Source organism: Neobacillus solisequens, assembly GCF_051233465.1.
Taxonomy (GTDB): domain Bacteria; phylum Bacillota; class Bacilli; order Bacillales; family Cytobacillaceae; genus Neobacillus.
Window position 1 is genome coordinate 32,656 of the sequence record NZ_JBKFGJ010000001.1, and the last position, 23,654, is coordinate 56,309.

Here is a 23,654-nt window from a genome sequence, read left to right on the forward strand (position 1 = left end):
GAAGCGTGATTAGAGGAATATTAATTGGAATCTTAGCCATTGGTGTGGCTGGAACAGCCTATTGGGGTTACCAGGAACACCAGGAAAAAAATGCAGTTCTTTTAAATGCTGAAAATAACTATCAACGGGCCTTTCATAATCTATCATACAGAATGGATTTATTGCATGATAAAATCGGTACAACTCTCGCAATGAATTCGAGAAATTCACTTTCCCCTTCCTTAGTGGAAGTATGGCGCCTGACTTCTCAAGCACATGGTGATGTTGGGCAATTGCCCCTGACATTACTGCCATTCAATAAGACAGAGGAGTTTTTGGCTAACATTGGGAATTTTAGTTATCGTACAGCTGTCAGAGACCTTGATAAAGAACCACTTACAAAAGAGGAGTATAAAACCTTAAATACTTTATATCAACAGTCTGGAGAAATTCAGAGTGAACTGCGGAAAGTTCAAAGCATGGTACTGAAAAATAATTTGCGTTGGATGGACGTAGAATTAGCATTGGCATCTGGTAAAGAAACAACGGATAATACTATCATCGATGGTTTTAAAACCGTTGAAAAAACGGTAACAGGCTATAATGAATCTGATAACGGGACTACCTTTGCAAATTTTCAAAAGAAGGATGAGAATTATAAAAAGATAAAAGGAAAGAAAATTTCAAAACAAGATGCCGTGCAAATTGCCCGAAAATATATGAATATAAACGGAAAAGTAAATATAAAAGTTACCGAAAACGGGAAAGGTTCGGATTACGGATTTTACAGTGTTGCGGTGAAAAGTGGTCAAACTGGTCAAGAAGCAAGTATGGATCTTACCAAAAAAGCGGGCCACCCAATTTGGTTTATTAATAACCGTGATGTGAAGAAACAAGTAATTAGTTTAAACGACGCGAATAATCGGGCGTTGGCATTCCTTAAGGAAAATGGCTTCAAGGATTTAGAAACTTTTGAAAGTACACAATATGATAGTATTGGTGTATTTAATTTTGTGACCAATATCAACGGAATCAGGATCTATCCTGAATCTATTAAAGTAAAAGTTGCCTTGGATAATGGTGATATTGTTGGTGTGTCAGCAGAAGAATACTTAAAATCATTTCAAACAAGGAACTTCGGGAAGCCAGCCATTACCCTGGAACAAGCAAGGGCGAAAATAAATCCGAATTTGAAGGTAATGGAAGATCGGCAAGCAGTGATTGTCAACGATCTTAATGAAGAGGTCCTCTGTTATGAATTCCTTGGAACGATCGGTGATGACACCTATCGTATATTTATAAATGCCCAGAATGGAATAGAAGAGGAAGTAGAGAAATTGAAAAATGCAGAAGCTATATATGAAAATGTTCTATGAGGGAAAAGCGTTTGCTTTTCCTTTCTTTTTTGATGGCTCTGTTAAACTTGGCTGTTGATTTGCGCTCCAGGTGCAAGCGGTTCGTGGGGGTTTCGGCGAGCCTCCTCGGCGCTTGCGCCTGCGGGTTCTCTCCAGAACCGTACTCCCACAGGACGTTGATTTTCTTCCTAGAATTCGCCCACGCACGAAGGAAATGCGTTAGCATTTTCGAGGAGTCTTCGCACCTTCCGCTCCAATCAACAGAGTGTAAAGAACCAACACTGGTCTTTAACACAGCCTTTTTCTAAATATACCTTAGGGAATAAAACATTTTCATTGCTCCAATAATAGGTAAAAAATCGGTTGGAGGAAAAATGTTGAAAAAGGCAGAAGCAATTTTAATAAAAGTCATCCTTGTACAGTTTCTTTTTTTATTCTTATCTCAATTTATCTTTCATCAATTAGATGTGATGCCTGAGTTAAAACAAATTACCAAATATGAGGGAGTTAGTAAAACTAAATTTACAGATATTTTACAAACCCTAAAAGGTAAATAATAAAAGACATCGCTTTAATTTTGTAAAGAAAAAAAGGAGTATCATGCAATCTTGTGGTAAAATAGAAAAAGGACAACCTTGTGTAAAACAGGAAGTATTTAGGAGGAATTATGAATAAGAAAATTTCGATTGCGATTGATGGGCCTGCTGCAGCCGGAAAAAGTACCGTTGCAAAAATTGTTGCCGAAAAATTATCGTATATCTATATAGATACAGGTGCAATGTATCGGGCATTGACATTTAAGGCAATTGCTAACCAACTTAATCTGGAAGACCATGAAGCAATGATAGATTGCTTGCTGGATACAGAAATTGAACTTCAACCTTCCGAAAATGGGCAATTGGTGTTCTTAGATCAGAAGAATGTAACAAAAGAGATAAGAACTGCAGAAGTAACCAATTCTGTTTCCATTGTATCAAAGCATCAAAAGGTACGAGAGGAAATGGTAAAAAGACAACAGGCATTTGCAAAAAATGGCGGCGTTGTTATGGATGGACGGGATATCGGTACGCATGTTCTACCAAATGCGGAAGCGAAATTCTTCCTGCTTGCTAGTGTGGAAGAACGAGCAGTACGTCGGCATAATGAGAACATAGAAAAAGGATTCCCATCTGATCTTGAAAAATTAAAAGAGGAAATAGCCCGTAGGGACAAAATAGACTCAGAAAGAGAAGTAGCTCCATTAAGAAAAGCTGACGACGCAATTGAAATCGACACCACCTCTTTGACCATTCACGAAGTAGTCGAGAAAATAATGGCACTTGTGTCTGAAAGGGTTGGATGATGGTGACGTTTTATGCTTTTGCTAGAGGAGTTGTGAACTCCATTTTTAAACCTTGGTATCGAATACAAGTAATCGGGGCAGAAAATTTCCCAAAAGATGGTGGAGTGATGTTATGCTCTAACCATATCCATAATTTTGATCCTATTGTTGTTGGGATTTCGGCTCCAAGACCTGTTCATTTCATGGCAAAGGAAGAAATATTTAAAGTTCCTGTATTGGGTGAAATTGTCAGAAAATGTAATGCTTTCCCTGTTAAGCGAGGAATGAGTGACAGAGAAGCATTACGAAAAGGTATAGGAGTTTTAAAAGAAGGAAATGTATTAGGACTTTTCCCTGAGGGAACCAGAAGTAAAACAGGAGATTTAGGAAAAGGCTTGGCAGGAGCAGGGTTCTTTGCTCTTAGGTCGGATTGCTTAGTTGTTCCTTGTGCTGTGATTGGACCATATAAAAGCTTACATAAATTAAAGGTGGTTTTTGGGCAACCCATTCAATTAGATGAATTAAGAAAATCTAAAGCCTCTGCTGAAATAGTTACCGAATTAATTATGTCAGAAATTCATAAACTTATTAAAGAACATCAATAGGTTCTGCTTGACAAAATAGAGCATTTGTAAGAAGTTAATAATTGAGATTCTTTTTTTGAATATTCTTTAGTTTTTATGAATCCGTTTAGGATCATATATAGTTTAGTTTCTGCAGTTATGGATGAAGGAGGATTACATATGTCTGAAGAGTTAAATCAAGTGGAAGTAAGAAATTTTGAGGTAGGAGACAAGGTCTCCGGGCAAGTGACAAAAGTGGAAGAAAAACAGGTTCTTGTTGATATTAGAGACAGTAAACTTGATGGAATTATTCCAATTAGCGAGTTGTCCAGCCTCCATATTGAAAAAGCATCAGATGTTGTTGCTGAAGGTGACGAACTTGACCTAGAAGTTTTAAAGGTTGAAGAGGAAGCACTCATCCTTTCAAAAAGAAAAGTAGATGCTGAAAAAGCATGGGACAGCCTTGAAGAAAAATTCAATAACGGAGAAATCATTGAGACAGAAGTAAAAGATGTCGTCAAAGGTGGACTCGTTGTAGATCTTGGTGTCCGTGGATTTGTTCCGGCATCTCTAGTAGAAAATTACTTTGTTGAGGATTTCAGTGATTATAAAGGAAGACAGATGACTTTTAAAATTGTGGAACTTGATAAAGATAAGAATCGTCTAATTCTTTCTCATCGAGCTGTTTTAGAAGAAGAAAAGGTAAAACAAAAGCAAAATCGCCTTGACTCTATTGAGGTGGGGCAAGTGATTGAAGGTACTGTTCAAAGAATTACGGATTTTGGGGCATTCGTTGATATTGGTGGAATTGATGGACTTGTGCATATTTCACAATTATCCTATGAACACGTAGACAAACCAACGGATGTCGTTCAAGAAGGACAAAAAGTGCAAGTAAAAGTATTAAGCGTTGACCGCGACAATGAAAGAATTTCCCTTTCCATCAAAGAAACATTGCCTGGACCATGGTCCAATATTTCTGAGAAGGCTCCAAAAGGTTCTACATTAACTGGAAAGGTTAAACGATTAGTTTCATACGGAGCGTTTATTGAAGTATTTCCTGGTGTTGAAGGACTTGTGCATATTTCTCAAATTGCGCATAAACACATTGGAACTCCACATGAGGTATTAAAAGAAGGACAAGAAGTGTCTGTTAAAGTCCTTGATGTGAACGAAAATGAACAGCGTTTATCATTAAGTATTAAAGACCTGCTTGAAAAAGATGTGGAAGAAAAAATAGATTATGAACTTCCTGAAGAAACAAAAGGTTTTCAACTAGGGGAAGTTATTGGCGATAAATTAAAGAATTTAAGAAAATAATGGTGATGAACTTGTCTAGATCCGAACGTAAATGGGACCACATTCGTTTTGCTCTGGAAACCGGGCAACAACCTTCTTCTGCTTTTGATGACATAAAATTTGTTCATCAAAGCTTACCCAATATTAGTGTGTTCGATGTTCGATTAGACCAATCAATTGGCGAACTTTATTTAAGTTCGCCAATTTTTATCAATGCAATGACCGGTGGCGGTGGTGAAAAAACGTATCAAATAAATAAGGACCTCGCTAAAACGGCTAAAGAAACGGGTCTTGCCATGGCTGTCGGTTCTCAAATGGCTGCGGTTAAAAATAAAAATGAACGATATACGTTCGAAATAGTCAGAAAAGAGAACCCAAATGGAATCATTCTTGCCAACATTGGCAGTGAAGCAACGGGCGAAGAGGCACGAACAGTCATTGAAATGGTGCAAGCGAATGCCTTGCAAATACATTTAAATGTTATTCAGGAATTAGCAATGCCGGAAGGGGATCGAGATTTTAAAGGTGCTCTAAACCGGATTGAGACAATTGTCAATTCCGTAAACGTCCCTGTAATCGTTAAAGAGGTTGGATTTGGAATGTCTAAGGAAACTGCTGCTGCTTTATCATCCGTAGGTGTATCTATCGTGGATGTAGGTGGTTTTGGAGGCACCAATTTCGCCGAAATTGAAAATAAACGCAGGAATAAGGCACTCTCCTATTTTGCAAAATGGGGAATAACCACGCCTGTCTCAATTGTAGAGGCAATGGCTGGAGGTCCTTTATTTGTGATTGCATCAGGCGGCATTAAGGGTGCAGAAGACATTGTTAAGAGCATTGCTTTAGGTGCAGATGCCGTCGGAATGGCGGGCTATCTATTACGTATCCTAGTTGAAAAGGGACTGGAACATTTAATTGCCGAAATTGAGAACCTTCAACAAGAAGTGAAAATGATTATGACAGCGCTTGGGGCAAAACGAATGGCTGATTTAAAAAGAGTACCATTAGTTATCACTGGAGAAACGTATCAATGGTTAACTCAAAGAGGTATTGAAACTAGTTCCTATAGCAGACGCTCCATATAAAAGCTCCCGGAAAAAACCGGGAGCTTTTTTCGTTAATATTTATTGTCATTTAATCCTCTGGCTTCCTCAGGACTGGAAAGCTTCGTAGAACCGGGATAGTGTAATGCCTGATCACGATCAGACTCCACTTTTTTACTTTCTTTTAACTTTTTCTCTTGGCGGTCTTTTCCCATGCTTTTCGCACCTCCTTCTATTAAGATAAATCATCCCAAAAATATTATGCAGGCAAGTATGAAAGTACATAAAGAATAGCAATAATGTAAATAATAGGAGGTGTGTGGACCTTGGAGGGTACTCTATTTTATTTGATTTTTTGGATGCTTTGGGTGTATGTTACCTTTATCTTGAGTAAGCAAAATCCATATCGGTTTAAATTAGCTGCTATTGTTCTCGTCATTATTATTTTTTCCGATCGTTATTTGACAATAGGAAATGATAAAATTTACCTAGGTGGTTTGTTTTTATTATTATTTACCTATTTATTTTTAAGTTTCGAAAAAAAAGGTGCTATGCTCTATCTTTTCATTTGTTCACTTATTGTATCCATCGCGTATATTACTTTTCTCTTATTCGAAATTTTCGACCCGATTTGGCTTATATTTAAACGTGAGTGGATGATGGGTGCCGTAATTGGATACTTGGCCCTGCTTCTTCACAAAGACTTAAAGGGAAGATTATTAATGATTGCCTGTGGCACTATGCAGGGAGAATTTTTATACGCCTATTTCATTAGTAACTACCAATTTCCTTATTCAATAGGTGACCTGTCCTATCTGGATGTTTTTTCCTTAATTTCTGGAATACTGGTGGGATGGAAGATGCTCGAGTCTACCATAACCACTTTACAACACCATTTTCATTTTTTAGAAAAAGAAAGAAAGCTTTAATGATACTTTCCATTGCGGGAAAGGATTAACATTTGCTAAAATATATAAGTTAGGCCCTTCTAGGAATGGAAGGGTTTATTTCTTAGGGTATCTCTTATCTTTTGAAGAATCATGAAGCCAACTTGCATAAATAATAGAATAGAAAGGATGGCGATCATATGGTGAAACCGGTAATTGCCATTGTAGGCAGACCAAATGTGGGCAAGTCTACAATTTTTAATAGGATTGTTGGAGAAAGGGTATCCATTGTCGAGGATATTCCCGGCGTGACAAGGGATCGAATTTATAGCTCAGGTGAATGGCTGACACACGAATTTAACATAATTGACACGGGAGGAATTGATATTGGTGACGAGCCGTTCCTAGAACAAATTCGTCAACAGGCAGAAGTGGCGATTGATGAAGCCGATGTTATTATCTTTTTAACAAACGGAAGAGAAGGAGTCACGGCAGCTGATGAAGAAGTTGCCAAAATCCTTTACAAATCAAAGAAACCGATTGTTTTAGGGGTTAATAAGATTGATAATCCTGAGATGCGAGAGCAGTTATATGACTTTTATGCATTAGGCTTTGGTGAACCCTTCCCTGTTTCTGGTTCACACGGATTAGGATTAGGAGATCTTTTGGATGAAGCCGCGAAATTCTTTCCGAAAAATGAACAACTGGAATATGATGAAGATGTCATTAAGTTTTCTTTAATTGGGCGGCCGAATGTTGGAAAATCTTCCTTAGTCAATGCGATACTTGGAGAAGATCGTGTCATTGTCAGTAATATAGCTGGGACAACCCGTGATGCAGTGGATTCACCCTATACGTATAATGATCAAAAATATGTGATCATCGATACGGCAGGTATTAGAAAAAAAGGAAAAGTATACGAGAATACCGAAAAGTACAGTGTCCTCCGTGCTTTGAGAGCCATTGAACGATCTGATGTTGTTTTGGTTGTCATTAATGCTGAGGAAGGGATTATCGAGCAGGATAAAAAAATTGCTGGTTATGCTCATGAGGCTGGCAGAGCAGTCGTCATTGTGGTGAATAAATGGGACGCTATTGAGAAAGATGAAAAGACCATGAAGGAATTTGAACAAACTATTAGGGATCATTTCTTATTCCTTAGTTATGCACCTATTGTATACCTATCCGCTAAAACGAAAAAACGGATTCATACACTGCTGCCGATGATTAACCAGGTTAGTGAAAATCATTCTATGCGTGTAGAAACCAGCGTTTTAAATGATATTATTATGGATGCGGTGGCAATGAACCCTACACCTACAGATAAAGGGAAGCGTCTTAAAATTTATTATGCCACCCAAGTTTCTGTAAAGCCTCCTACATTTGTTGTTTTTGTAAACGAACCGGAATTATTACATTTCTCCTATGAGAGATTTCTTGAAAATCGTATAAGGGATGCATTCGGGTTTGAAGGAACACCAATAAAAATATACGCAAGAGAAAGAAAATAACTGAAGGCGGTGTAATGTAATGGAGGGAAAAAAAGCTGCAGTAGCTGTTTTAGGTGCAGGCAGTTGGGGAACTGCTCTGGCTATGGTGTTGGCGGATAATGGCCATGAAGTACGTTTATGGAGCCACGATGAGGAACAGGTAAAAGAAATTAATCAATTTCATACAAATAAAAAGTATTTGCCTGAAATTATCCTCCCTGAACTAATCGTGGCATATGGATCCTTGAGTGATGTATTATCCGGTATCGAAAATGTCGTTTTAGCGGTACCGACAAAAGCGATTAGAGAAGTGTTGGGAAGGGTCCGAGAGGTTCTTTTCAAACCGATTGTCATTACTCATGTAAGTAAAGGGATTGAGCCCAATACGCTGTTACGTATTACGGAAATTATTAAAGAAGAAATGCCTAAGGATTACTTGAAGGATGTTGTCGTCTTATCTGGGCCAAGCCATGCTGAGGAAGTAAGTTTACGCCATCCAACAACAGTGACTGTTTCCTCCGAAAATATGGCTGCTGCTGAGAAAATTCAAGATTTATTTATAAATCTAAATTTCCGAGTGTATACAAACTCTGATGTGATCGGGGTAGAAATCGGAGGTGCATTAAAGAATATCATTGCACTTGCCGCAGGAATCACAGATGGCTTAGGCTATGGAGACAATGCCAAGGCAGCTTTAATGACAAGGGGATTAGCTGAAATCGCCCGTTTAGGTACGAAAATGGGAGCCAATCCCTTAACCTTTTCTGGCTTAACAGGGATTGGGGATTTAATCGTTACCTGTACAAGCGTTCATTCTCGAAACTGGAGAGCAGGAAACATGTTAGGTAAGGGTCATAGTCTAGAAGAGGTCCTGGACAGCATGGGAATGGTTGTTGAAGGTGTAAGAACCACCAAAGCTGCCTATCAGCTTGCCGAGAAGTATGATGTGAAAATGCCGATTACCTCTGCCCTTTATGACGTCTTATTTAACGGTAAGGATCCAAAGGATGGCGTAGATGTTTTAATGGCTCGCGGAAAAAGAAACGAACTGGAAGATTTAGTAAATATCCTAGATGAAAGAAATGTATAAAGATCCAAAAAAAAGAATGAAATGAATGCTTGGGATATACCTGCAAAATAATATCTGACATTTCTCTAAGAAAATAGGCGTAAGATGATACCCTTTACCTTTTACATGCATACAATGCAACGAAGTAACATGGTAGTTTGACGCCAGGAGTATGGGTTATTTAGTCTTAGCTGAAGTAGAAAACGCCCCTTTCTACTTCAGCTTTTTATTTTGCCCATTGTTGAGCTGTTTCCCCTGTTAATTGGACGGGAGTCAAAAGAGCCTATTTTTTTAAGAACAGTATTTCTTATGGTATAATAGCAGACGAAAAAAGGGGGAGTTTAAAAATGACACCAGGCATGTTGAAAAATTGGATCTCGATTGCCGGAATGGGCTTTATGGTGCTGGCTATCGTCACCATATATGTAAGTCGTTTCAAATTAAAAGGAGCCTTTAAAATCATAACAGCTGTTTTGGCTTATATTTTTATGATTATTGCCGGATTAACTTTACTAATTGTTTTTTTTACATAAACGAAAATTAATAAATAAATAATTAATTAGGTGATTTTATGAATTGGAAATGGCTCGCATGCTTCATGGTACTATCCGTTTTTCTCTTATCCGGCTGCATGTATCCGAAGGAAGAATTGGCTAAAAACCAAATACCATATAAAGACCAAATTCAAGCAGTCCAAACTGCAGTGGATGAGTTTAGAAAGGACAATGGGGGAATTTTGCCCATTAAAACAAAGGAAGCGGATACACCGATTTATCAAAAATATCCGATTGACTTTAAAAAAATTACACCAAAATATATGGCTGAACCACCGGGAAATGCATATGAAAATGGAGGCATTTTTCAATATGTCCTAATCGATGTAGAAACCAATCCAACTGTCAAACTACTTGACCTTAGAATGGCCGAAACCATACGTGAACTAAATCTAAGAATAAAGGCAATGGGGTATCCGCCCTATAAAAAGCAACTTGCCAATAATGTTTACTCTCTTGACTTTAAAAAACTGGGGTATAAAAGTGAACCTGTAGTGGAAAGCCCTTTTACCAATCAGAATCTATCGTTTGTGATAAATGGTTCAGCCCAAGTCTATATAGATTATCGGCCTGACCTATACAAGGCCCTTAGAAATGGGAACAATAGAGTTAAGCCGGGTGAAGATATCCGTTCTATACTTACAAACGACTCAATGTTTGTACCGGCATTTTCGCTTCCTCTTTCGGTCGATGCTAAAACAAATGAACCAGTATTTTTAGAAGAATAGAATATATATTTTGTCATAACCTTTTTCCGAAGAAATATATTGTAGGAGAAGGGTTTTTTTGTGGAAAATTGGTTCGGTGATAGATGACAATATCTATCCTGTGAACATAAATGGAAACCCTCCCCAAAAAGCTATGGCACGAATTATAACAGCTTCTTGTGAATTTTTATTTTTTATAAGGGGGTAAAAATTTTTATAAAAGTGTCATAACATGATAGGACAACATCATAAACATATACTATCCAAAAATACCTATATGGATGAATTTATCCCACTTTACTCTATGATCAGGAGGGGATCACTTGGAAAAGGCAGATATTTTTAAGGATATTGCCGAGAGAACAGGCGGCGATATATATTTAGGAGTAGTAGGAGCAGTTAGAACTGGAAAATCAACCTTTATTAAAAAATTTATGGAGCTTGTTGTATTACCGAATATAGCGAGTGAAGCGGAAAGATCAAGGGCACAGGATGAATTGCCACAAAGTGCAGCAGGAAAAACTATTATGACCACTGAACCTAAATTTGTCCCCAATCAGGCGGCTACGGTTCATGTTGATGAGGGGTTAAATGTTAATATTAGACTTGTTGACTGTGTGGGCTATACCGTCCCAGGGGCGAAAGGATATGAAGACGAAAATGGCCCAAGAATGATTAACACCCCATGGTATGAGGAACCGATCCCATTTCATGAAGCTGCTGAAATCGGAACACGAAAGGTAATCCAGGAGCATTCCACCATTGGGGTTGTAGTGACTACGGATGGCACAATCGGTGAAATTCCAAGAAGCAACTACATTGAAGCCGAAGAGCGCGTGATTGAAGAACTTAAAGAAGTGGGAAAACCGTTTATCATGGTTATAAATAGTGCCCAACCTTACCATCCAAGTACAGAGACCTTACGTTCAAACTTGGCAGAAAAATATGACATTCCTGTCATTGCTATGAGTGTTGAAAGTATGAGAGAAAATGATGTGCTTAATGTGTTAAGAGAAGCCCTTTATGAATTCCCGGTACTTGAAGTCAATGTCAATCTTCCAAGCTGGGTGATGGTGTTAAGGGAGAATCATTGGCTGCGTGAAAGCTATCAGGATGCAGTAAAAGAAACAGTAAAAGATATCAAGAGATTAAGAGATGTCGACCGGGTAGTTCAACAATTCAGCGAGTTTGAATTTATTGAAAGAGCTGGTTTAGCAGGTGTTGAAATGGGTTCAGGAGTAGCTGAAATTGATTTAATGGCGCCGGATGAATTATATGATGATATTTTAAAAGAAATTGTGGGGGTTGAAATTAGAGGGAAGGATCATCTCCTTGAACTGATGCAGGATTTTGCCCACGCAAAAGCAGAATATGATCATATTGCCGATGCGCTGAGAATGGTTAAACAAACTGGCTACGGCATTGCCTCACCTTCACTCGCAGATATGAGCTTGGAGGAGCCGGAAATTATTCGCCAGGGTGCCAGATTCGGGGTAAGATTAAAAGCGGTTGCTCCTTCCATCCATATGATCAAGGTAGATGTAGAATCAGAGTTTGCCCCAATCATTGGAACGGAAAAACAAAGTGAAGAACTGGTTCGCTATCTCATGCAGGATTTCGAGGATGACCCACTATCCATTTGGAACTCTGATATATTCGGCCGTAGTTTAAGTTCGATTGTCCGTGAAGGAATCCATGGAAAGTTATCTTTAATGCCAGAAAATGCACGATATAAATTAAAGGAAACACTTGAAAGGATCATCAACGAAGGTTCTGGCGGCCTAATTGCCATCATACTATAAATCCAGACTCCAGATTTGGAGTCTTTTTTTTATTATAGTAGGCAAATTTAGTAGAATTTTGACGAACTTAAGAAAAGATTACCATAATTTCTTGATTTCTTCTTGATATGCTGATTTGATTATGATAATCTTTTAACAGACTTACGTTGTAGTAATGCCTTTATTTAAAGGGTTGTATCCAAAACGGTAGATTATATCTTCTAAAGAAAAAAATTGTATAACTTTGGTAATAAAACAACACTATGACGTATAGAAATTAGAAAAATTGTTTAGAAATGTAGATAAGTATTATTATTTATCGAAAATTCTTTGGGAGGAGGTGAAAGGCATGAACAAGACAGAACTAATTAACGCAGTTGCTGAAGCTAGTGAGCTTTCAAAAAAGGACGCTACAAAAGCAGTTGATGCTGTTTTTGATGCAATTTTAGATGCTTTAAAAACTGGTGATAAGGTACAACTTATCGGTTTTGGTAACTTTGAAGTACGTGAGCGTGCTGCACGTAAAGGTCGTAATCCTCAAACAGGAGAAGAGATCGAAATCGGTGCAAGCAAGGTTCCTGCTTTCAAACCAGGTAAAGCGCTTAAAGACGCAGTAAAATAATTACATAAATTATTGCTTTAAGCGAATGCTTAAGAGCTAAGGTCATGGAAAAATTCCATGGCCTTTTTCTTTTTTGCCTGTATGTCAGCTAGTATGCTAATATGTATTTGTCAATATGAATTGACTAGCATAGGGGGAATTATTGTGGCAGAAATAAATCGCGTTCAAATAGAGCAAGCTGTACGCTTAATCTTAGAGGCAATCGGTGAAGATCCAAATCGCGAAGGATTGCTTGATACACCAAAACGAGTAGCAAAAATGTATGAAGAAGTTTTTAGTGGTTTAAATGAAGATCCAAAGCTCCATTTTGAAACCATATTTAGTGAAGATCATGAAGAATTGGTATTAGTTAAGGATATACCATTTTATTCAATGTGTGAACATCATCTTGTTCCTTTTTTTGGTAAAGCACATGTGGCTTATATTCCAAAAAATGGCCGTGTTACAGGTTTAAGTAAGCTGGCAAGGGCAGTAGAAGCCGTGGCAAAAAGACCACAATTACAGGAACGTATTACATCTACTATCGCAGACAGTATAATGGAAAAACTTGATCCTCATGGGGTTATGGTTGTGGTGGAAGCGGAACATATGTGTATGACCATGCGCGGTGTTAAAAAACCGGGCTCAAAGACTGTGACAACGGCGGTTCGTGGAAACTTGTCGGATAATCCAATCGCCCGCTCTGAGATACTCAATTTGATTAAAGCTTAATAAGATAGAATTTTTTGTTTGGAGTGATGTTTATGGAAAAACGTCAGCAAAATGGTGAATATATAGTTATTAAAGCAAGTGAAGATGGTGTAAATGTTATTGGCTTAACGAGGGGATCTGATACGAGATTTCATCATTCAGAAAAGCTCGATAAAGGTGAAGTATTAATTGCCCAATTTACAGAGCATACGTCTGCCATCAAAATTAGGGGAAATGCAAAAATCTTAACTCAATTTGGAGAAATTGAAAGTGAAATCAAGAAATAAGGGAAAAATAAATCAATAACCTTTTATTCACATTCAAACAAGCTGGAAGTATATTTATTTTGTAAATTTATGTGCCTATACTTGCTTTTATGTTATAATGGTTTCTGCCTTGTTTTAATAAAGAATTATTTTTTATCTTTAAGATTTAGTAGTTATATAAAAATTAGAACAGTAAACATACATATAAATATTACTTCGGGGAAGCAAGGGTGATGAAAATGCAGGATATTCGACAAAAATTTATATCCGTTAAAGAGAAAGTCGAAAAAAGTGTTTTTGACACTTACTTGCTAAAATATATTGAAACACCGTTGATTGATGAAGATAAACTCTTAATTCTTATATCTATTATGGAATGGTTAAAAGTTCCGTATAATGAAATGGAGAATTTTGCCCATTCAACCATGCTTATTCAAATTGCGTTGGATACACATGAACATATCTCAAAGTATAAAGTAGACGATAAAACCCGGGAACTTACTGTGCTAACGGGTGATTATTACAGCGGATTATACTATAAACTTCTGGCAGAGTCAGAAAATATTATGCTGATAAGAGCATTATCCCAAGGTATAAAGGAAGTTAATGAAAACAAAATCTCGGTTTATCATAAAGATTCTAAGGAAATAGAAACATTAATGACAAGTCTTAAGATGATTGAGAGTTCCATTATTGTCAGGTTCACAGAATATTTTAAGGCAGATATCTGGAAAGATGTAATCATTCATCTCTTTTTCTTTAAGCGGTTACTTAAAGAGAAATACCAGTTTATCCGTGAGGAGTCTTCACTTCTATTTGAGTCTTTAAAGAAAATAGTTGTACCAGTTTCAGAATACAACTTCGGGGAATTATCCCATGAACAAAAACAACAACTATTGAACGTGTGTGACCATTATCTAGAGATCTCCAAAGGAGTCATTGAAAAAGGCCTTCAGCATATTCCTTTTGTCAATGAATTTTTGAGTAAGAGAGTAACGAATTTATTAACTCAACATCAGCCTTATGCAAAAACAATCGTGGAAGAAGGGTAAACTCATGCAGCAATCAAAAGAAGAACGAGTTCATCATGTATTTGAAAAAATCTCCGAAAACTATGATAAAATGAACTCTGTAATCAGTTTTCAACAGCATATAAAATGGCGCAAAGACACTATGACTAGAATGGATGTAAAACCTGGTTCAAAAGCCCTTGATGTATGCTGTGGAACTGCTGATTGGACGATTGCAATGGCAGATGCTGTGGGGCCGAATGGCAAGGTGATTGGCCTTGATTTTAGTCAAAACATGCTTAATGTTGGGGCAGAAAAAATAAAGAAGTTAGGTCTTAAACAAGCAGAATTAGTTCATGGAAATGCTATGGATCTACCGTTTCCGGATAATAGTTTTGACTACGTAACAATCGGTTTTGGCTTAAGAAACGTTCCTGACTACCTCGAGGTACTAAAAGAGATGCATCGTGTTGTTAAACCGGGCGGGCTCGTTGTTTGTTTAGAAACCTCTCAACCTACCTTAATTGGTTATAGACAACTTTTTTATTTTTATTTCCGTTTCATCATGCCTTTTTTTGGAAAGTTATTTGCAAAAAGCTATAAAGAATATTCATGGCTTCAGGAATCAGCCCGTGATTTTCCTGGAATGAGAGAATTGGCGCGATTATTTGAAAGAGCCGGTTTCAACGAAGTAAAGTATAAAGCATATAGCGGTGGGGCAGCTGCTGTTCATATTGGATATAAGAAATAGATAAAAACGGAAACAAAGACAGGATAAAGTCAGGTGAATACAAATGAAATTAAAAATGATGTATTCATTTTTGAATTCGGATATTAACTTAATTGAAAAAAAACTGGGAGAGACAATCCATACTGATTCTCTTCTTCTAAAACAAGCATCAATGCACACACTACAAGCCGGAGGAAAAAGAATTCGTCCTGTTTTTGTTTTGCTTGCAGGGAAATTTGGTCATTATGATATTCACATTATGAAAGATGTAGCTGTAGCTCTTGAACTCATACATATGGCTTCCTTGGTCCATGATGATGTAATAGACGATGCCGACCTTCGCAGAGGACAGCCAACCGTAAAATCGAAATGGGATAGTCAAATCGCTATGTATACGGGTGATTTTGTCTTTGCTCTTGCACTTGAGCTTATGACAAATGTCAAAAGTCCGCTCGCACACAAAATACTATCTAATACGATTGTCGAAGTGACTGTAGGAGAAATTCAACAAATTAAAGATAAATATCGGTTTGATCAAAATTTTCGTGATTATTTGCGAAGAATCAAGCGTAAAACCGCTTTGTTAATTGCCGCTAGCTGTCAATTGGGAGCCATTGCAGCAGGTGTTGAAGAATCCGTCCATAAAAAATTATTCCGTTATGGTTATTATGTCGGTATGTCTTTTCAAATTACGGATGATATTTTGGATTTTACTGCAACGGAAAAGGATTTGGGGAAGCCTGCTGGCAGTGACCTTTTGCATGGAAACATCACTGCCCCAGCACTGTTTGCTATGGAGCAGGATTTGCAAATTAAAAGTAAAATTTCAACGGTAAATGAAACAACGAAACCTCATGAAATGAAAGAGATTATTCAAATGATCAAACAATCAGGTGCAATTGAAAAATCATTTGCATTAAGTGATTTATATTTGAATAAAGCACTTGCTGTTTTAGACGAGTTACCACAAAACAAAGCAAGAAAAGCACTTTACGATATCGCCAAAAACATTGGCCGCCGTAAATCCTAATTTCTAACCGTATCGGGAAGAGCTCCTTAATTGGATATCGAGAATGGTTTTGCTCCAGCCCTTGACTTAGGTGCTGGAGCTTTTCTATGTTGTCTAGCTCCAGCCCCTGACCAAGGCGCTTCCGCTTTTCTGTGTTGCGAAATATTCAAAACAATGGTAATATTTTTCGTGGGTTGTAGAGACTACAATCATACATATGGTTTAGGAGTGGAGCAAATGGAAAAAACATTTTTAATGATTAAACCTGATGGTGTACAGCGCAATTTAATCGGTGAAATTGTCGCACGTTTTGAAAGAAAGGGCTTTCAACTAGTTGGAGCTAAATTAATGCAAATACCTGCTGAACTTGCTGAACAGCATTATGGAGAGCATAAAGAGCGTCCGTTCTTTGGCGAATTAGTGGATTTTATTACTTCAGGTCCTGTTTTTGCAATGGTATGGCAAGGTGAAAATGTTATTGCAACTGCTAGACAGATGATGGGTTCAACGAATCCTAAAGATGCTGCCCCTGGTACAATCCGTGGTGATTTTGGAATAACTGTTGGTAAGAATGTTATTCACGGATCTGATTCCCCGGCAAGTGCAGAACGCGAAATCGGTTTATTCTTTAACACAGCTGAGTTAACCGAATATGCAAAGCTTGTTAACGAGTGGATTTATTAATCTAGCACATAAAAAGTACTTGTATTTAAATACAAGTGCTTTTTTTTGTAAGCGCATTTATAAAAATTTACACCTATTTTCTGAATTGTTCTACTATGATTCTTCATCATGATATGTTATATTGATACATAATTCTTTAATGAGTTGAAGGGGGAAAGAGAATGGCGATAAGATACCTAACAGCTGGTGAATCCCATGGACCGCAATTAACGACAATCATCGAAGGTTTCCCAGCTGGAATGCCAATCACGGTTGAGGACATAAATGAGGAATTAGCGAGAAGACAAAAAGGCTATGGCCGGGGACGACGAATGCAAATTGAAAAGGATACGGCCGAAATTATGTCCGGAATTCGACACGGTGAAACGCTCGGTTCACCGATTGCCCTTGTCGTAAAGAACAATGATTGGAAACATTGGACAAAAATTATGGGATCCGAAGCTCTTGATGAAGGGCTTGAGGAAGAAGTAAAACGAAAAGTCAGCCGCCCTCGTCCTGGACACGCTGATTTAAACGGTGCCATGAAATACGGCCACAGGGATATGCGAAATGTCCTTGAGCGGTCTTCGGCTCGGGAAACTACCGTACGTGTAGCGGCAGGTGCCGTTGCAAAAAAACTATTATCTTTATTGGGGATTCAGGTAGTAGGTTACGTAGTGGAAATAGCCGGAATTAAGGCCAGTATTAACCCGGGACTTTCCGTGGAGAAATTGAAGGAAATTACAGAAAATTCACCAGTACGTACTGCTGATGAGAATGCTGAGCAAAAAATGATGCAAGCCATTGATGAAGCGAAACAAAATGGAGACTCTATCGGTGGAATAGTAGAGGTAGTTGCGACAGGAATGCCAGCAGGAGTCGGTAGTTATGTTCACTTCGATCGAAAATTAGATGCAAAAATTGCAGCGGCAATTGTTAGTATCAACGCGTTTAAGGGTGTTGAATTTGGAATCGGCTTTGAGGCAGCAAGAAAGCCTGGAAGTGAAGTGCATGATGAAATTATATGGGAACAAGGGAAGGGGTATTCTCGTAAAACGAATAGGCTTGGCGGTTTTGAGGGCGGAATGTCAACTGGAATGCCGATTGTTGTTCGTGGGGTTATGAAACCTATTCCTACTTTATATAAACCATTAATGAGTGTGGATATTGAAACAAAAGAACCTTTTTCTGCAAGTATTGAGCGTTCAGACAGTTGTGCGGTTCCAGCTGCAGCTGTCGTTGCAGAAAGTGTAGTATCTTGGGAGCTTGCCAATGCATTAATCGACCAGTTTTATAGCGACCGTTTCGAAACCTTAGCGAGTGAGATTCAAAAGCAGCGAGAATATGTGAGGGAATTTTAATGGAGACTATTCAAATCCAAGCTGAGTCAAAACAATACAATGCCTTTGTGGGGGAAGGTGTTATTAAAGAACTAAGTTCTTTTTTACAGACTCATTTTAATAGCTTAACTAGAATATTAATTATAACAGATGAAACCGTTTCTAAGCTGCATCTTCAGCGTCTGTTAGGTGTTCTGGGAAAGTGGAATCCGATTGTTTTTACGGCTCCAACCGGTGAAAAAGCCAAAACCTTCGAAGTATACTATGAAGCCCTTACTGTTGCACTTGAAAACCGTCTAGATCGAAAATCGATTGTATTATCATTTGGTGGAGGAGCAATTGGAGATTTATCAGGATTTGTGGCGGCTACTTTTATGCGAGGTGTCCCGTTTATCCAAATTCCGACAACTATTTTAGCTCATGATAGTGCAGTTGGTGGTAAGGTGGCAATCAACCATCCTCAAGGTAAAAATATGATTGGTGCATTCTATCAACCTGAGGCAGTTTTTTATGATTTGGATTTTTTAAAAACCCTCCCTCCTAGTGAAATTCGCTCGGGGTTTGCCGAGGTTATTAAACATGCTCTTATTTATGATGCGGATTTTTATCAATGGCTGAAAACGAATATATGTGATTTAAATCAGCTAAATCAACAACAGTTGTCCTATTCTTTAAACCAGGGTATTAAGATTAAAAATGCATTTGTCAGCAGGGATGAAAAAGAAACAGGGGTTCGTGCCTTTTTAAATTTTGGTCACACGTTGGGACATGCGATTGAGGCAGAAATGGGATATGGTAATTTTACCCATGGTGAAGCTGTCATGATTGGAATGATTTTCGCATTAAAGTTAAGTAATCAGTTACTGGGTCTTTCGTTTAATGTAGAAGAATTTAAGAAATGGGTTGAAAAACTTGGTTACTCAACCGTTTTTCCTAATCATCTTACCAATGAAAAATTATTGGATAAAATGAAGCAGGATAAAAAATCGATTGGGGAGTCTGTCCATTTTGTGTTACTTGAACAAGTAGGACAGCCAGTTTTAAGAAAAATAGCGGATACCGTCATATTAGACAATCTAAATCATTTCAACTGAGGGGAGGAATCTCATGATTAGAGGGGTTAGAGGAGCAACCACGGTTCACATGGATGATCTGGATATCATTATTTCTGCGACTGAGGAACTAGTTGCTGCATTAATAAAAGTAAATGATATACAAGCCGAAGCTGTTGCTTCTGTGTTTATCTCAACTACTAATGATCTGACTGCTGCTTTTCCAGCAAGGGCTTTACGAAAATTTGAAGGGTGGACATATGTTCCAGTTATGTGTATGCAAGAGATATCTGTTCCTAATGCACTAAAAATGTGTGTGCGTATCATGATCCATTTAAATACTGAATTACCTCAATCTGAAATAAAACATGTATATTTAAATGGAGCAAAGGTACTAAGACCAGACCTGCCAAATAGCTTAGCCCTATAAAATATTTTTTTGAATTGGAGTGGGGAAAATGAGATGGAAAGAACAATTGTTATCACTAACTCCTTATCAGCCGGGGAAATCAATTGACTCTGTAAAAAAACAATTTAATTTAGATAAAATCATTAAGCTTGCTTCTAATGAAAATCCATTTGGATGTTCACCATTGGCACATGAAGCCCTTCAAACAAATCCGAATAGCTTGGCCATTTATCCTGACGGGTATGCGACACGTTTAAGAGAAAAACTTGCTGCTTTTTTACAGGTAAGGGAGAATGAGCTTATTCTTGGGAATGGTTCTGATAACATAATTCAAATCATTTCCAGGGCCCTACTGCATCCTGGTGCTAACACGATTATGGCAACTCCTAGTTTCTCGCAGTACCGTCATAATGCCATTATTGAGGGAGCAAAACTCAAAGAAATCTCTTTATTGGCAAATGGTGAGCATGATTTGGAAGCTATGCTAGCAGCGATTGATGAACAGACAAATATCATTTGGTTATGCAGTCCGAATAATCCGACTGGTACATATATTCAGAAGCAAAAACTACTCGGATTTTTAGCTCAAGTACCGGATCATATTCTTGTCGTTCTCGATGAGGCTTACTTCGAGTATGTGGTAGCTGAAGATTACTATCAATCCGTTGAATTGACTCGTAAGTATCAAAATTTAATCGTGCTTAGAACATTCTCGAAGATATATGGATTAGCAGCTTTAAGAGTCGGGTATGGTGTGGCCAATCCACAAATTATCAAAGCATTGGAACCTGCAAGGGAGCCATTTAATGTAAATACATTAGGACAAATGGTGGCAGCAGCTGCTTTGGATGATCAAGAGTTTATTACAACATGCAAAGAAAAAAATCGGCAGGGTTTACAACAATTTTATGATTTTTGTGAACAGCATAGCTTGAATTACTATCCTTCACAAACCAATTTTATTTTGATTGATTTCAAGATAGACGGGGATGAAGTATTTCAATATTTATTAGAAAAAGGTTATATTGTCCGTTCTGGAAAAGCTTTAGGTTTTCCAACAGGGGCGAGGATTACTGTGGGTTCTTATGAGGAAAATGAAGGTGTACTAGGTGCGATTAAGGAATTTTTGGCGAATCGCTAAAGGCAAGGCCTAGGGCAGGGGGAGATTTTTTGAACGGCCGCATTTTTATAGTAGGTTTGGGATTAATCGGAGGTTCATTGGCACTATGTATTAAAAAAGAGCATCCGACTGCTTCTATTTTCGGATTCGATATCAATAGTGAGCAGGTAAGGCTTGCCAAGATGCTTGGTGTAATCGATGAAATTGCTGAAAATATTAGTGACGGAGCTATTTCAGCAGACTTAATTATCATTGCAGCACCGGTTAAAGAAACACAATCCATTATTCAATTATTAGCAAATTTACCATTGAAGAAAAATGTAATTGTAACAGACACAGGCAGTACGAAACGGACCATTGTTAATTCTGCAAACTGTCTAAAAGAACAAGGATTTACTTTTATCGGCGGCCACCCAATGGCTGGTTCTCACAAAAGTGGAGTTACGGCTGCAAAAGAGATCTTATTTGAGAATGCCTTTTATCTTTTGACACCTGAAAATCATGTCGAAAACGCCCAGGTAGAATTACTTAAAACCTGGTTAAAAGGAACACATGCAAAGTTTTTGACTATTTTACCTGAAACACATGATTATTTGACCGGCATTGTCAGCCATTTCCCTCATATTATTGCTGCATCCATTGTACGGCAGACAGAGAAATTGGCGGGAACAGAAACATTAATTCCGCGTTTGGCTGCAGGGGGATTTCGGGATATCACAAGAATCGCCTCAAGTAGTCCGGAAATGTGGAAGGACATCTTGCTCCATAATCGTGAAAATTTAGTCGAATTATTAACGGAATGGCAAGATGAGATGAATTGGGTAAAGGGTATTTTAGAGAATGGCAATGCAGATGATATTTATCAGTATTTTCAGCAGGCGAAGCAATTTCGCGACGGACTGCCGGCAAAAGAAAAAGGTGCTATTCCTGCTTTTTATGATTTATTTGTGGATGTACCGGATTATCCGGGGGTCATCTCTGAAATTACAGGTTATTTGGCTAAGGAACAAATTAGTATTACCAACATTCGAATTCTCGAAACACGAGAGGATATTAATGGAGTATTAGTCATCAGTTTTCAAACTGAGGAAGATCGGCAAAGAGCAGAAAAGTGTATTCTTACCTATTCAAGCTATGCAACATCAATAGGTACTTAAATGAATTGTAAAAGGTGATAAGATGTCTTCATTAAAACTTAAGACAAAAGTAAAAAGCTTAAGAGGAGAAATCACTGTACCAGGTGATAAGTCCATCTCCCATCGTTCAGTTATGTTTGGTTCCATTGCACATGGGGAAACAATAGTTACCAACTTTCTTCCTGGTGAGGATTGCTTAAGCACCATTTCCTGTTTTAGAAAATTAGGAGTTACTATTAAGGAAGACGGTGAAAAGCTAAGAATTAGTGGAAATGGTTACTCAGGATTAACGGAACCAAAAGAAATTTTAGATGTAGGTAATTCTGGAACAACCATTCGATTACTTCTGGGAATTTTAGCAGGACGCCCGTTTCACTCGTCCTTAGTAGGGGACCAATCCATTGGCAAAAGACCAATGACTAGGGTCACCGTACCATTATCCAAAATGGGAGCGGCTATTGATGGACGGAATAATGGCTGTTACACACCTATATCCGTTCGAGGAGGCAGTCTTGCACCAATTCATTATGAACTTCCGGTTGCAAGTGCCCAAGTGAAATCTTCCCTAATTTTGGCAGGTCTGCAAGCTGATGGGGAATCAACTATTATCGAACCGGTTGAAACCCGTGATCATACTGAAAGGATGATCCGTTGGTTTGGAGGAGAAATTAAAAAAGATCACAATGTAATCAAGGTAAAGGGTGGGCAAAAATTAACCGGCACCGAGATTCATGTACCTGGAGACATTTCTTCCGCTGCGTTTTTCTTAGTTGCAGGAGCAATATTACCTGAAAGTGAGATTGTCTTGAAAAATGTTGGTTTAAATCCGACTCGTACCGGAATCATCGAAGTCATGGAAAAAATGGGGGCAGATTTGGAGATCGTCCAGCAAAACCAAAGTCAATTTGAACCAGCAGGTGATTTGGTCGTTAGAACTTCCAACCTAAAAGGTACCGTGATCGAAGGGAAATTAATTCCTAAATTAATCGATGAAATCCCAATTATTGCTTTACTTGCATCTCAGGCTGAAGGAGTAACCGTTATTAAAGATGCTGAAGAATTAAAAGTAAAAGAAACCAATCGCATCGATACAGTTGTTCATGAATTACAAAAATTGGGTGTTTCTATTGTGGCAACAGATGACGGTATGATTATTAATGGAAAGTGCAAATTAATGGGCGGACAAGTTTCAAGTCATGGTGATCATAGAATTGGCATGATGCTGTCTATAGCAGCTCTATTGTGCGATGATGAAGTTCAACTCGACCAATCAGAGGCCATCTCTGTATCCTATCCAAATTTCTTTACACATTTAGATAAACTTTCAAGATAAAGCTGCTTGCATGCAGCTTTTATTTTTTCTATTGAAGTCATAGACGAATTCATGTCTGCATAGTTTTACATATAGACATGCATCATAAAATATTTTCTTTTAACCCCTTTTACTTAAAAAAGAAGGAAGTAGAGACCTAATTGTCGAAAAGAAAAAGTATCATGATATAATAGACAAGTTATTGCATTTACAAGGCTGAAATGTTTACTTTAAACTAAGATTTGGT

Annotated in this window: 26 protein-coding genes; 25 read left to right on the forward strand and 1 reads right to left on the reverse strand. The window is 37.9% G+C overall.

The features are described 5' to 3' along the window. The first annotated feature begins 5 nt into the window (after window positions 1-5). From ypeB to fni, 6 genes are all read left to right on the forward strand, one after another. On the forward strand, window positions 6-1,355 hold the full coding sequence (ypeB, locus tag ACI3K6_RS00205) for a germination protein YpeB (protein ID WP_335476477.1): 1,350 nt from the start codon (window positions 6-8) through the stop codon (window positions 1,353-1,355). Between the two features lie 356 nt (window positions 1,356-1,711). Then, window positions 1,712-1,891 (forward strand): YpfB family protein, encoded by a 180-nt coding sequence (locus ACI3K6_RS00210; protein ID WP_435553231.1) that lies wholly within the window; start codon window positions 1,712-1,714, stop codon window positions 1,889-1,891. Window positions 1,892-2,001: 110 nt separating this feature from the next. Beyond that, on the forward strand, window positions 2,002-2,676 hold the full coding sequence (gene cmk, locus ACI3K6_RS00215; RefSeq protein WP_335476474.1) for a (d)CMP kinase: 675 nt from the start codon (window positions 2,002-2,004) through the stop codon (window positions 2,674-2,676). 2 nt (window positions 2,677-2,678) lie between these two features. Then, window positions 2,679-3,260, forward strand: coding sequence for a lysophospholipid acyltransferase family protein (locus ACI3K6_RS00220; RefSeq protein ID WP_335476568.1), 582 nt, complete (start codon window positions 2,679-2,681; stop codon window positions 3,258-3,260). A gap of 138 nt (window positions 3,261-3,398) precedes the next feature. Further along, complete coding sequence (gene rpsA / locus ACI3K6_RS00225) at window positions 3,399-4,538, forward strand: 30S ribosomal protein S1 (RefSeq protein WP_435553232.1); 1,140 nt, start codon at window positions 3,399-3,401, stop codon at window positions 4,536-4,538. Between the two features lie 5 nt (window positions 4,539-4,543). Then, the gene (fni, locus tag ACI3K6_RS00230) at window positions 4,544-5,602 is read left to right on the forward strand and encodes a type 2 isopentenyl-diphosphate Delta-isomerase (RefSeq protein ID WP_335479870.1); all 1,059 of its coding nucleotides are present in this window, start codon (window positions 4,544-4,546) and stop codon (window positions 5,600-5,602) included. Between the two features lie 32 nt (window positions 5,603-5,634). Here the strand turns inward: fni and ACI3K6_RS00235 are convergent, their stop codons facing one another. After that, window positions 5,635-5,775: a YpzI family protein gene (locus ACI3K6_RS00235; RefSeq protein ID WP_335481457.1), complete on the reverse strand. Its 141-nt coding sequence runs from the start codon at window positions 5,773-5,775 to the stop codon at window positions 5,635-5,637. Window positions 5,776-5,886: 111 nt separating this feature from the next. Between ACI3K6_RS00235 and ACI3K6_RS00240 the strand changes: the two genes are divergently transcribed. The 19 genes from ACI3K6_RS00240 to aroA all read left to right on the forward strand — a co-directional run bounded on the left by ACI3K6_RS00240 (window position 5,887) and on the right by aroA (window position 23,428). After that, the gene (locus ACI3K6_RS00240; RefSeq protein WP_435553233.1) at window positions 5,887-6,489 is read left to right on the forward strand and encodes a YphA family membrane protein; all 603 of its coding nucleotides are present in this window, start codon (window positions 5,887-5,889) and stop codon (window positions 6,487-6,489) included. A 158-nt stretch (window positions 6,490-6,647) separates the two neighbouring features. Next, the gene (gene der, locus ACI3K6_RS00245; protein ID WP_335481453.1) at window positions 6,648-7,958 is read left to right on the forward strand and encodes a ribosome biogenesis GTPase Der; all 1,311 of its coding nucleotides are present in this window, start codon (window positions 6,648-6,650) and stop codon (window positions 7,956-7,958) included. 19 nt (window positions 7,959-7,977) lie between these two features. Further along, window positions 7,978-9,027, forward strand: coding sequence for an NAD(P)H-dependent glycerol-3-phosphate dehydrogenase (locus tag ACI3K6_RS00250; protein ID WP_335481451.1), 1,050 nt, complete (start codon window positions 7,978-7,980; stop codon window positions 9,025-9,027). 326 nt (window positions 9,028-9,353) lie between these two features. After that, window positions 9,354-9,539 (forward strand): DUF2768 domain-containing protein, encoded by a 186-nt coding sequence (locus ACI3K6_RS00255; RefSeq protein ID WP_335481449.1) that lies wholly within the window; start codon window positions 9,354-9,356, stop codon window positions 9,537-9,539. Window positions 9,540-9,577: 38 nt separating this feature from the next. Beyond that, on the forward strand, window positions 9,578-10,288 hold the full coding sequence (locus tag ACI3K6_RS00260) for a hypothetical protein (protein ID WP_435553234.1): 711 nt from the start codon (window positions 9,578-9,580) through the stop codon (window positions 10,286-10,288). Between the two features lie 302 nt (window positions 10,289-10,590). Then, complete coding sequence (gene spoIVA, locus ACI3K6_RS00265) at window positions 10,591-12,069, forward strand: stage IV sporulation protein A (RefSeq protein ID WP_335481445.1); 1,479 nt, start codon at window positions 10,591-10,593, stop codon at window positions 12,067-12,069. Between the two features lie 328 nt (window positions 12,070-12,397). Continuing rightward, window positions 12,398-12,670 carry an HU family DNA-binding protein gene (locus ACI3K6_RS00270; protein ID WP_335481443.1) on the forward strand — a complete coding sequence of 91 codons (273 nt, stop codon included), beginning with the start codon at window positions 12,398-12,400 and terminating at the stop codon, window positions 12,668-12,670. A gap of 144 nt (window positions 12,671-12,814) precedes the next feature. Beyond that, entirely contained in the window at window positions 12,815-13,381 is a 567-nt protein-coding gene (gene folE, locus ACI3K6_RS00275) for a GTP cyclohydrolase I FolE (RefSeq protein ID WP_335481441.1), read from the forward strand. Window positions 13,382-13,413: 32 nt separating this feature from the next. Further along, entirely contained in the window at window positions 13,414-13,647 is a 234-nt protein-coding gene (gene mtrB / locus ACI3K6_RS00280; RefSeq protein ID WP_335481439.1) for a trp RNA-binding attenuation protein MtrB, read from the forward strand. A gap of 218 nt (window positions 13,648-13,865) precedes the next feature. Beyond that, entirely contained in the window at window positions 13,866-14,678 is an 813-nt protein-coding gene (locus tag ACI3K6_RS00285; protein ID WP_435553235.1) for a heptaprenyl diphosphate synthase component 1, read from the forward strand. Between the two features lie 4 nt (window positions 14,679-14,682). Continuing rightward, a complete protein-coding gene (locus ACI3K6_RS00290; RefSeq protein WP_335481435.1) occupies window positions 14,683-15,387 on the forward strand; it encodes a demethylmenaquinone methyltransferase in 705 nt (234 codons plus the stop codon). A gap of 43 nt (window positions 15,388-15,430) precedes the next feature. Further along, the gene (hepT, locus tag ACI3K6_RS00295) at window positions 15,431-16,396 is read left to right on the forward strand and encodes a heptaprenyl diphosphate synthase component II (RefSeq protein WP_335481433.1); all 966 of its coding nucleotides are present in this window, start codon (window positions 15,431-15,433) and stop codon (window positions 16,394-16,396) included. A 216-nt stretch (window positions 16,397-16,612) separates the two neighbouring features. After that, window positions 16,613-17,059, forward strand: coding sequence for a nucleoside-diphosphate kinase (ndk, locus tag ACI3K6_RS00300; protein ID WP_335481431.1), 447 nt, complete (start codon window positions 16,613-16,615; stop codon window positions 17,057-17,059). Between the two features lie 167 nt (window positions 17,060-17,226). Continuing rightward, a complete protein-coding gene (gene aroC, locus ACI3K6_RS00305; RefSeq protein ID WP_435553253.1) occupies window positions 17,227-18,399 on the forward strand; it encodes a chorismate synthase in 1,173 nt (390 codons plus the stop codon). Continuing rightward, entirely contained in the window at window positions 18,399-19,472 is a 1,074-nt protein-coding gene (gene aroB / locus ACI3K6_RS00310; RefSeq protein WP_435553236.1) for a 3-dehydroquinate synthase, read from the forward strand. Before aroC ends, aroB begins: the two co-directional genes overlap by 1 nt. Window positions 19,473-19,485: 13 nt before the next feature. Further along, window positions 19,486-19,860, forward strand: coding sequence for a chorismate mutase (gene aroH / locus ACI3K6_RS00315; protein WP_435553237.1), 375 nt, complete (start codon window positions 19,486-19,488; stop codon window positions 19,858-19,860). Window positions 19,861-19,888: 28 nt separating this feature from the next. Beyond that, window positions 19,889-20,980, forward strand: a complete 1,092-nt coding sequence (hisC, locus tag ACI3K6_RS00320) for a histidinol-phosphate transaminase (protein ID WP_435553238.1) — start codon at window positions 19,889-19,891, stop codon at window positions 20,978-20,980. A 29-nt stretch (window positions 20,981-21,009) separates the two neighbouring features. Beyond that, complete coding sequence (locus ACI3K6_RS00325) at window positions 21,010-22,116, forward strand: prephenate dehydrogenase (protein ID WP_435553239.1); 1,107 nt, start codon at window positions 21,010-21,012, stop codon at window positions 22,114-22,116. 22 nt (window positions 22,117-22,138) lie between these two features. Then, window positions 22,139-23,428: a 3-phosphoshikimate 1-carboxyvinyltransferase gene (gene aroA / locus ACI3K6_RS00330; RefSeq protein WP_435553240.1), complete on the forward strand. Its 1,290-nt coding sequence runs from the start codon at window positions 22,139-22,141 to the stop codon at window positions 23,426-23,428. The last annotated feature ends 226 nt before the right edge of the window (window positions 23,429-23,654 follow it).

Excerpts from the sequence above, each read along its gene's own strand:
- cmk (WP_335476474.1), top strand. The coding sequence starts at position 2,002 with ATGAATAAGAAAATTTCGATTGCGATTGATGGGCCTGCTGCAGCCGGA.
- rpsA (WP_435553232.1), top strand. The coding sequence starts at position 3,399 with ATGTCTGAAGAGTTAAATCAAGTGGAAGTAAGAAATTTTGAGGTAGGA.
- fni (WP_335479870.1), top strand. The coding sequence starts at position 4,544 with ATGAACTTGTCTAGATCCGAACGTAAATGGGACCACATTCGTTTTGCT.
- ACI3K6_RS00235 (WP_335481457.1), bottom strand. The coding sequence starts at position 5,775 with ATGGGAAAAGACCGCCAAGAGAAAAAGTTAAAAGAAAGTAAAAAAGTG.
- der (WP_335481453.1), top strand. The coding sequence starts at position 6,648 with ATGGTGAAACCGGTAATTGCCATTGTAGGCAGACCAAATGTGGGCAAG.
- ACI3K6_RS00250 (WP_335481451.1), top strand. The coding sequence starts at position 7,978 with ATGGAGGGAAAAAAAGCTGCAGTAGCTGTTTTAGGTGCAGGCAGTTGG.
- ACI3K6_RS00255 (WP_335481449.1), top strand. The coding sequence starts at position 9,354 with ATGACACCAGGCATGTTGAAAAATTGGATCTCGATTGCCGGAATGGGC.
- ACI3K6_RS00260 (WP_435553234.1), top strand. The coding sequence starts at position 9,578 with ATGAATTGGAAATGGCTCGCATGCTTCATGGTACTATCCGTTTTTCTC.
- ACI3K6_RS00270 (WP_335481443.1), top strand. The coding sequence starts at position 12,398 with ATGAACAAGACAGAACTAATTAACGCAGTTGCTGAAGCTAGTGAGCTT.
- mtrB (WP_335481439.1), top strand. The coding sequence starts at position 13,414 with ATGGAAAAACGTCAGCAAAATGGTGAATATATAGTTATTAAAGCAAGT.
- ACI3K6_RS00285 (WP_435553235.1), top strand. The coding sequence starts at position 13,866 with ATGCAGGATATTCGACAAAAATTTATATCCGTTAAAGAGAAAGTCGAA.
- ACI3K6_RS00290 (WP_335481435.1), top strand. The coding sequence starts at position 14,683 with ATGCAGCAATCAAAAGAAGAACGAGTTCATCATGTATTTGAAAAAATC.
- hepT (WP_335481433.1), top strand. The coding sequence starts at position 15,431 with ATGAAATTAAAAATGATGTATTCATTTTTGAATTCGGATATTAACTTA.
- ndk (WP_335481431.1), top strand. The coding sequence starts at position 16,613 with ATGGAAAAAACATTTTTAATGATTAAACCTGATGGTGTACAGCGCAAT.
- aroB (WP_435553236.1), top strand. The coding sequence starts at position 18,399 with ATGGAGACTATTCAAATCCAAGCTGAGTCAAAACAATACAATGCCTTT.
- aroH (WP_435553237.1), top strand. The coding sequence starts at position 19,486 with ATGATTAGAGGGGTTAGAGGAGCAACCACGGTTCACATGGATGATCTG.
- hisC (WP_435553238.1), top strand. The coding sequence starts at position 19,889 with ATGAGATGGAAAGAACAATTGTTATCACTAACTCCTTATCAGCCGGGG.
- aroA (WP_435553240.1), top strand. The coding sequence starts at position 22,139 with ATGTCTTCATTAAAACTTAAGACAAAAGTAAAAAGCTTAAGAGGAGAA.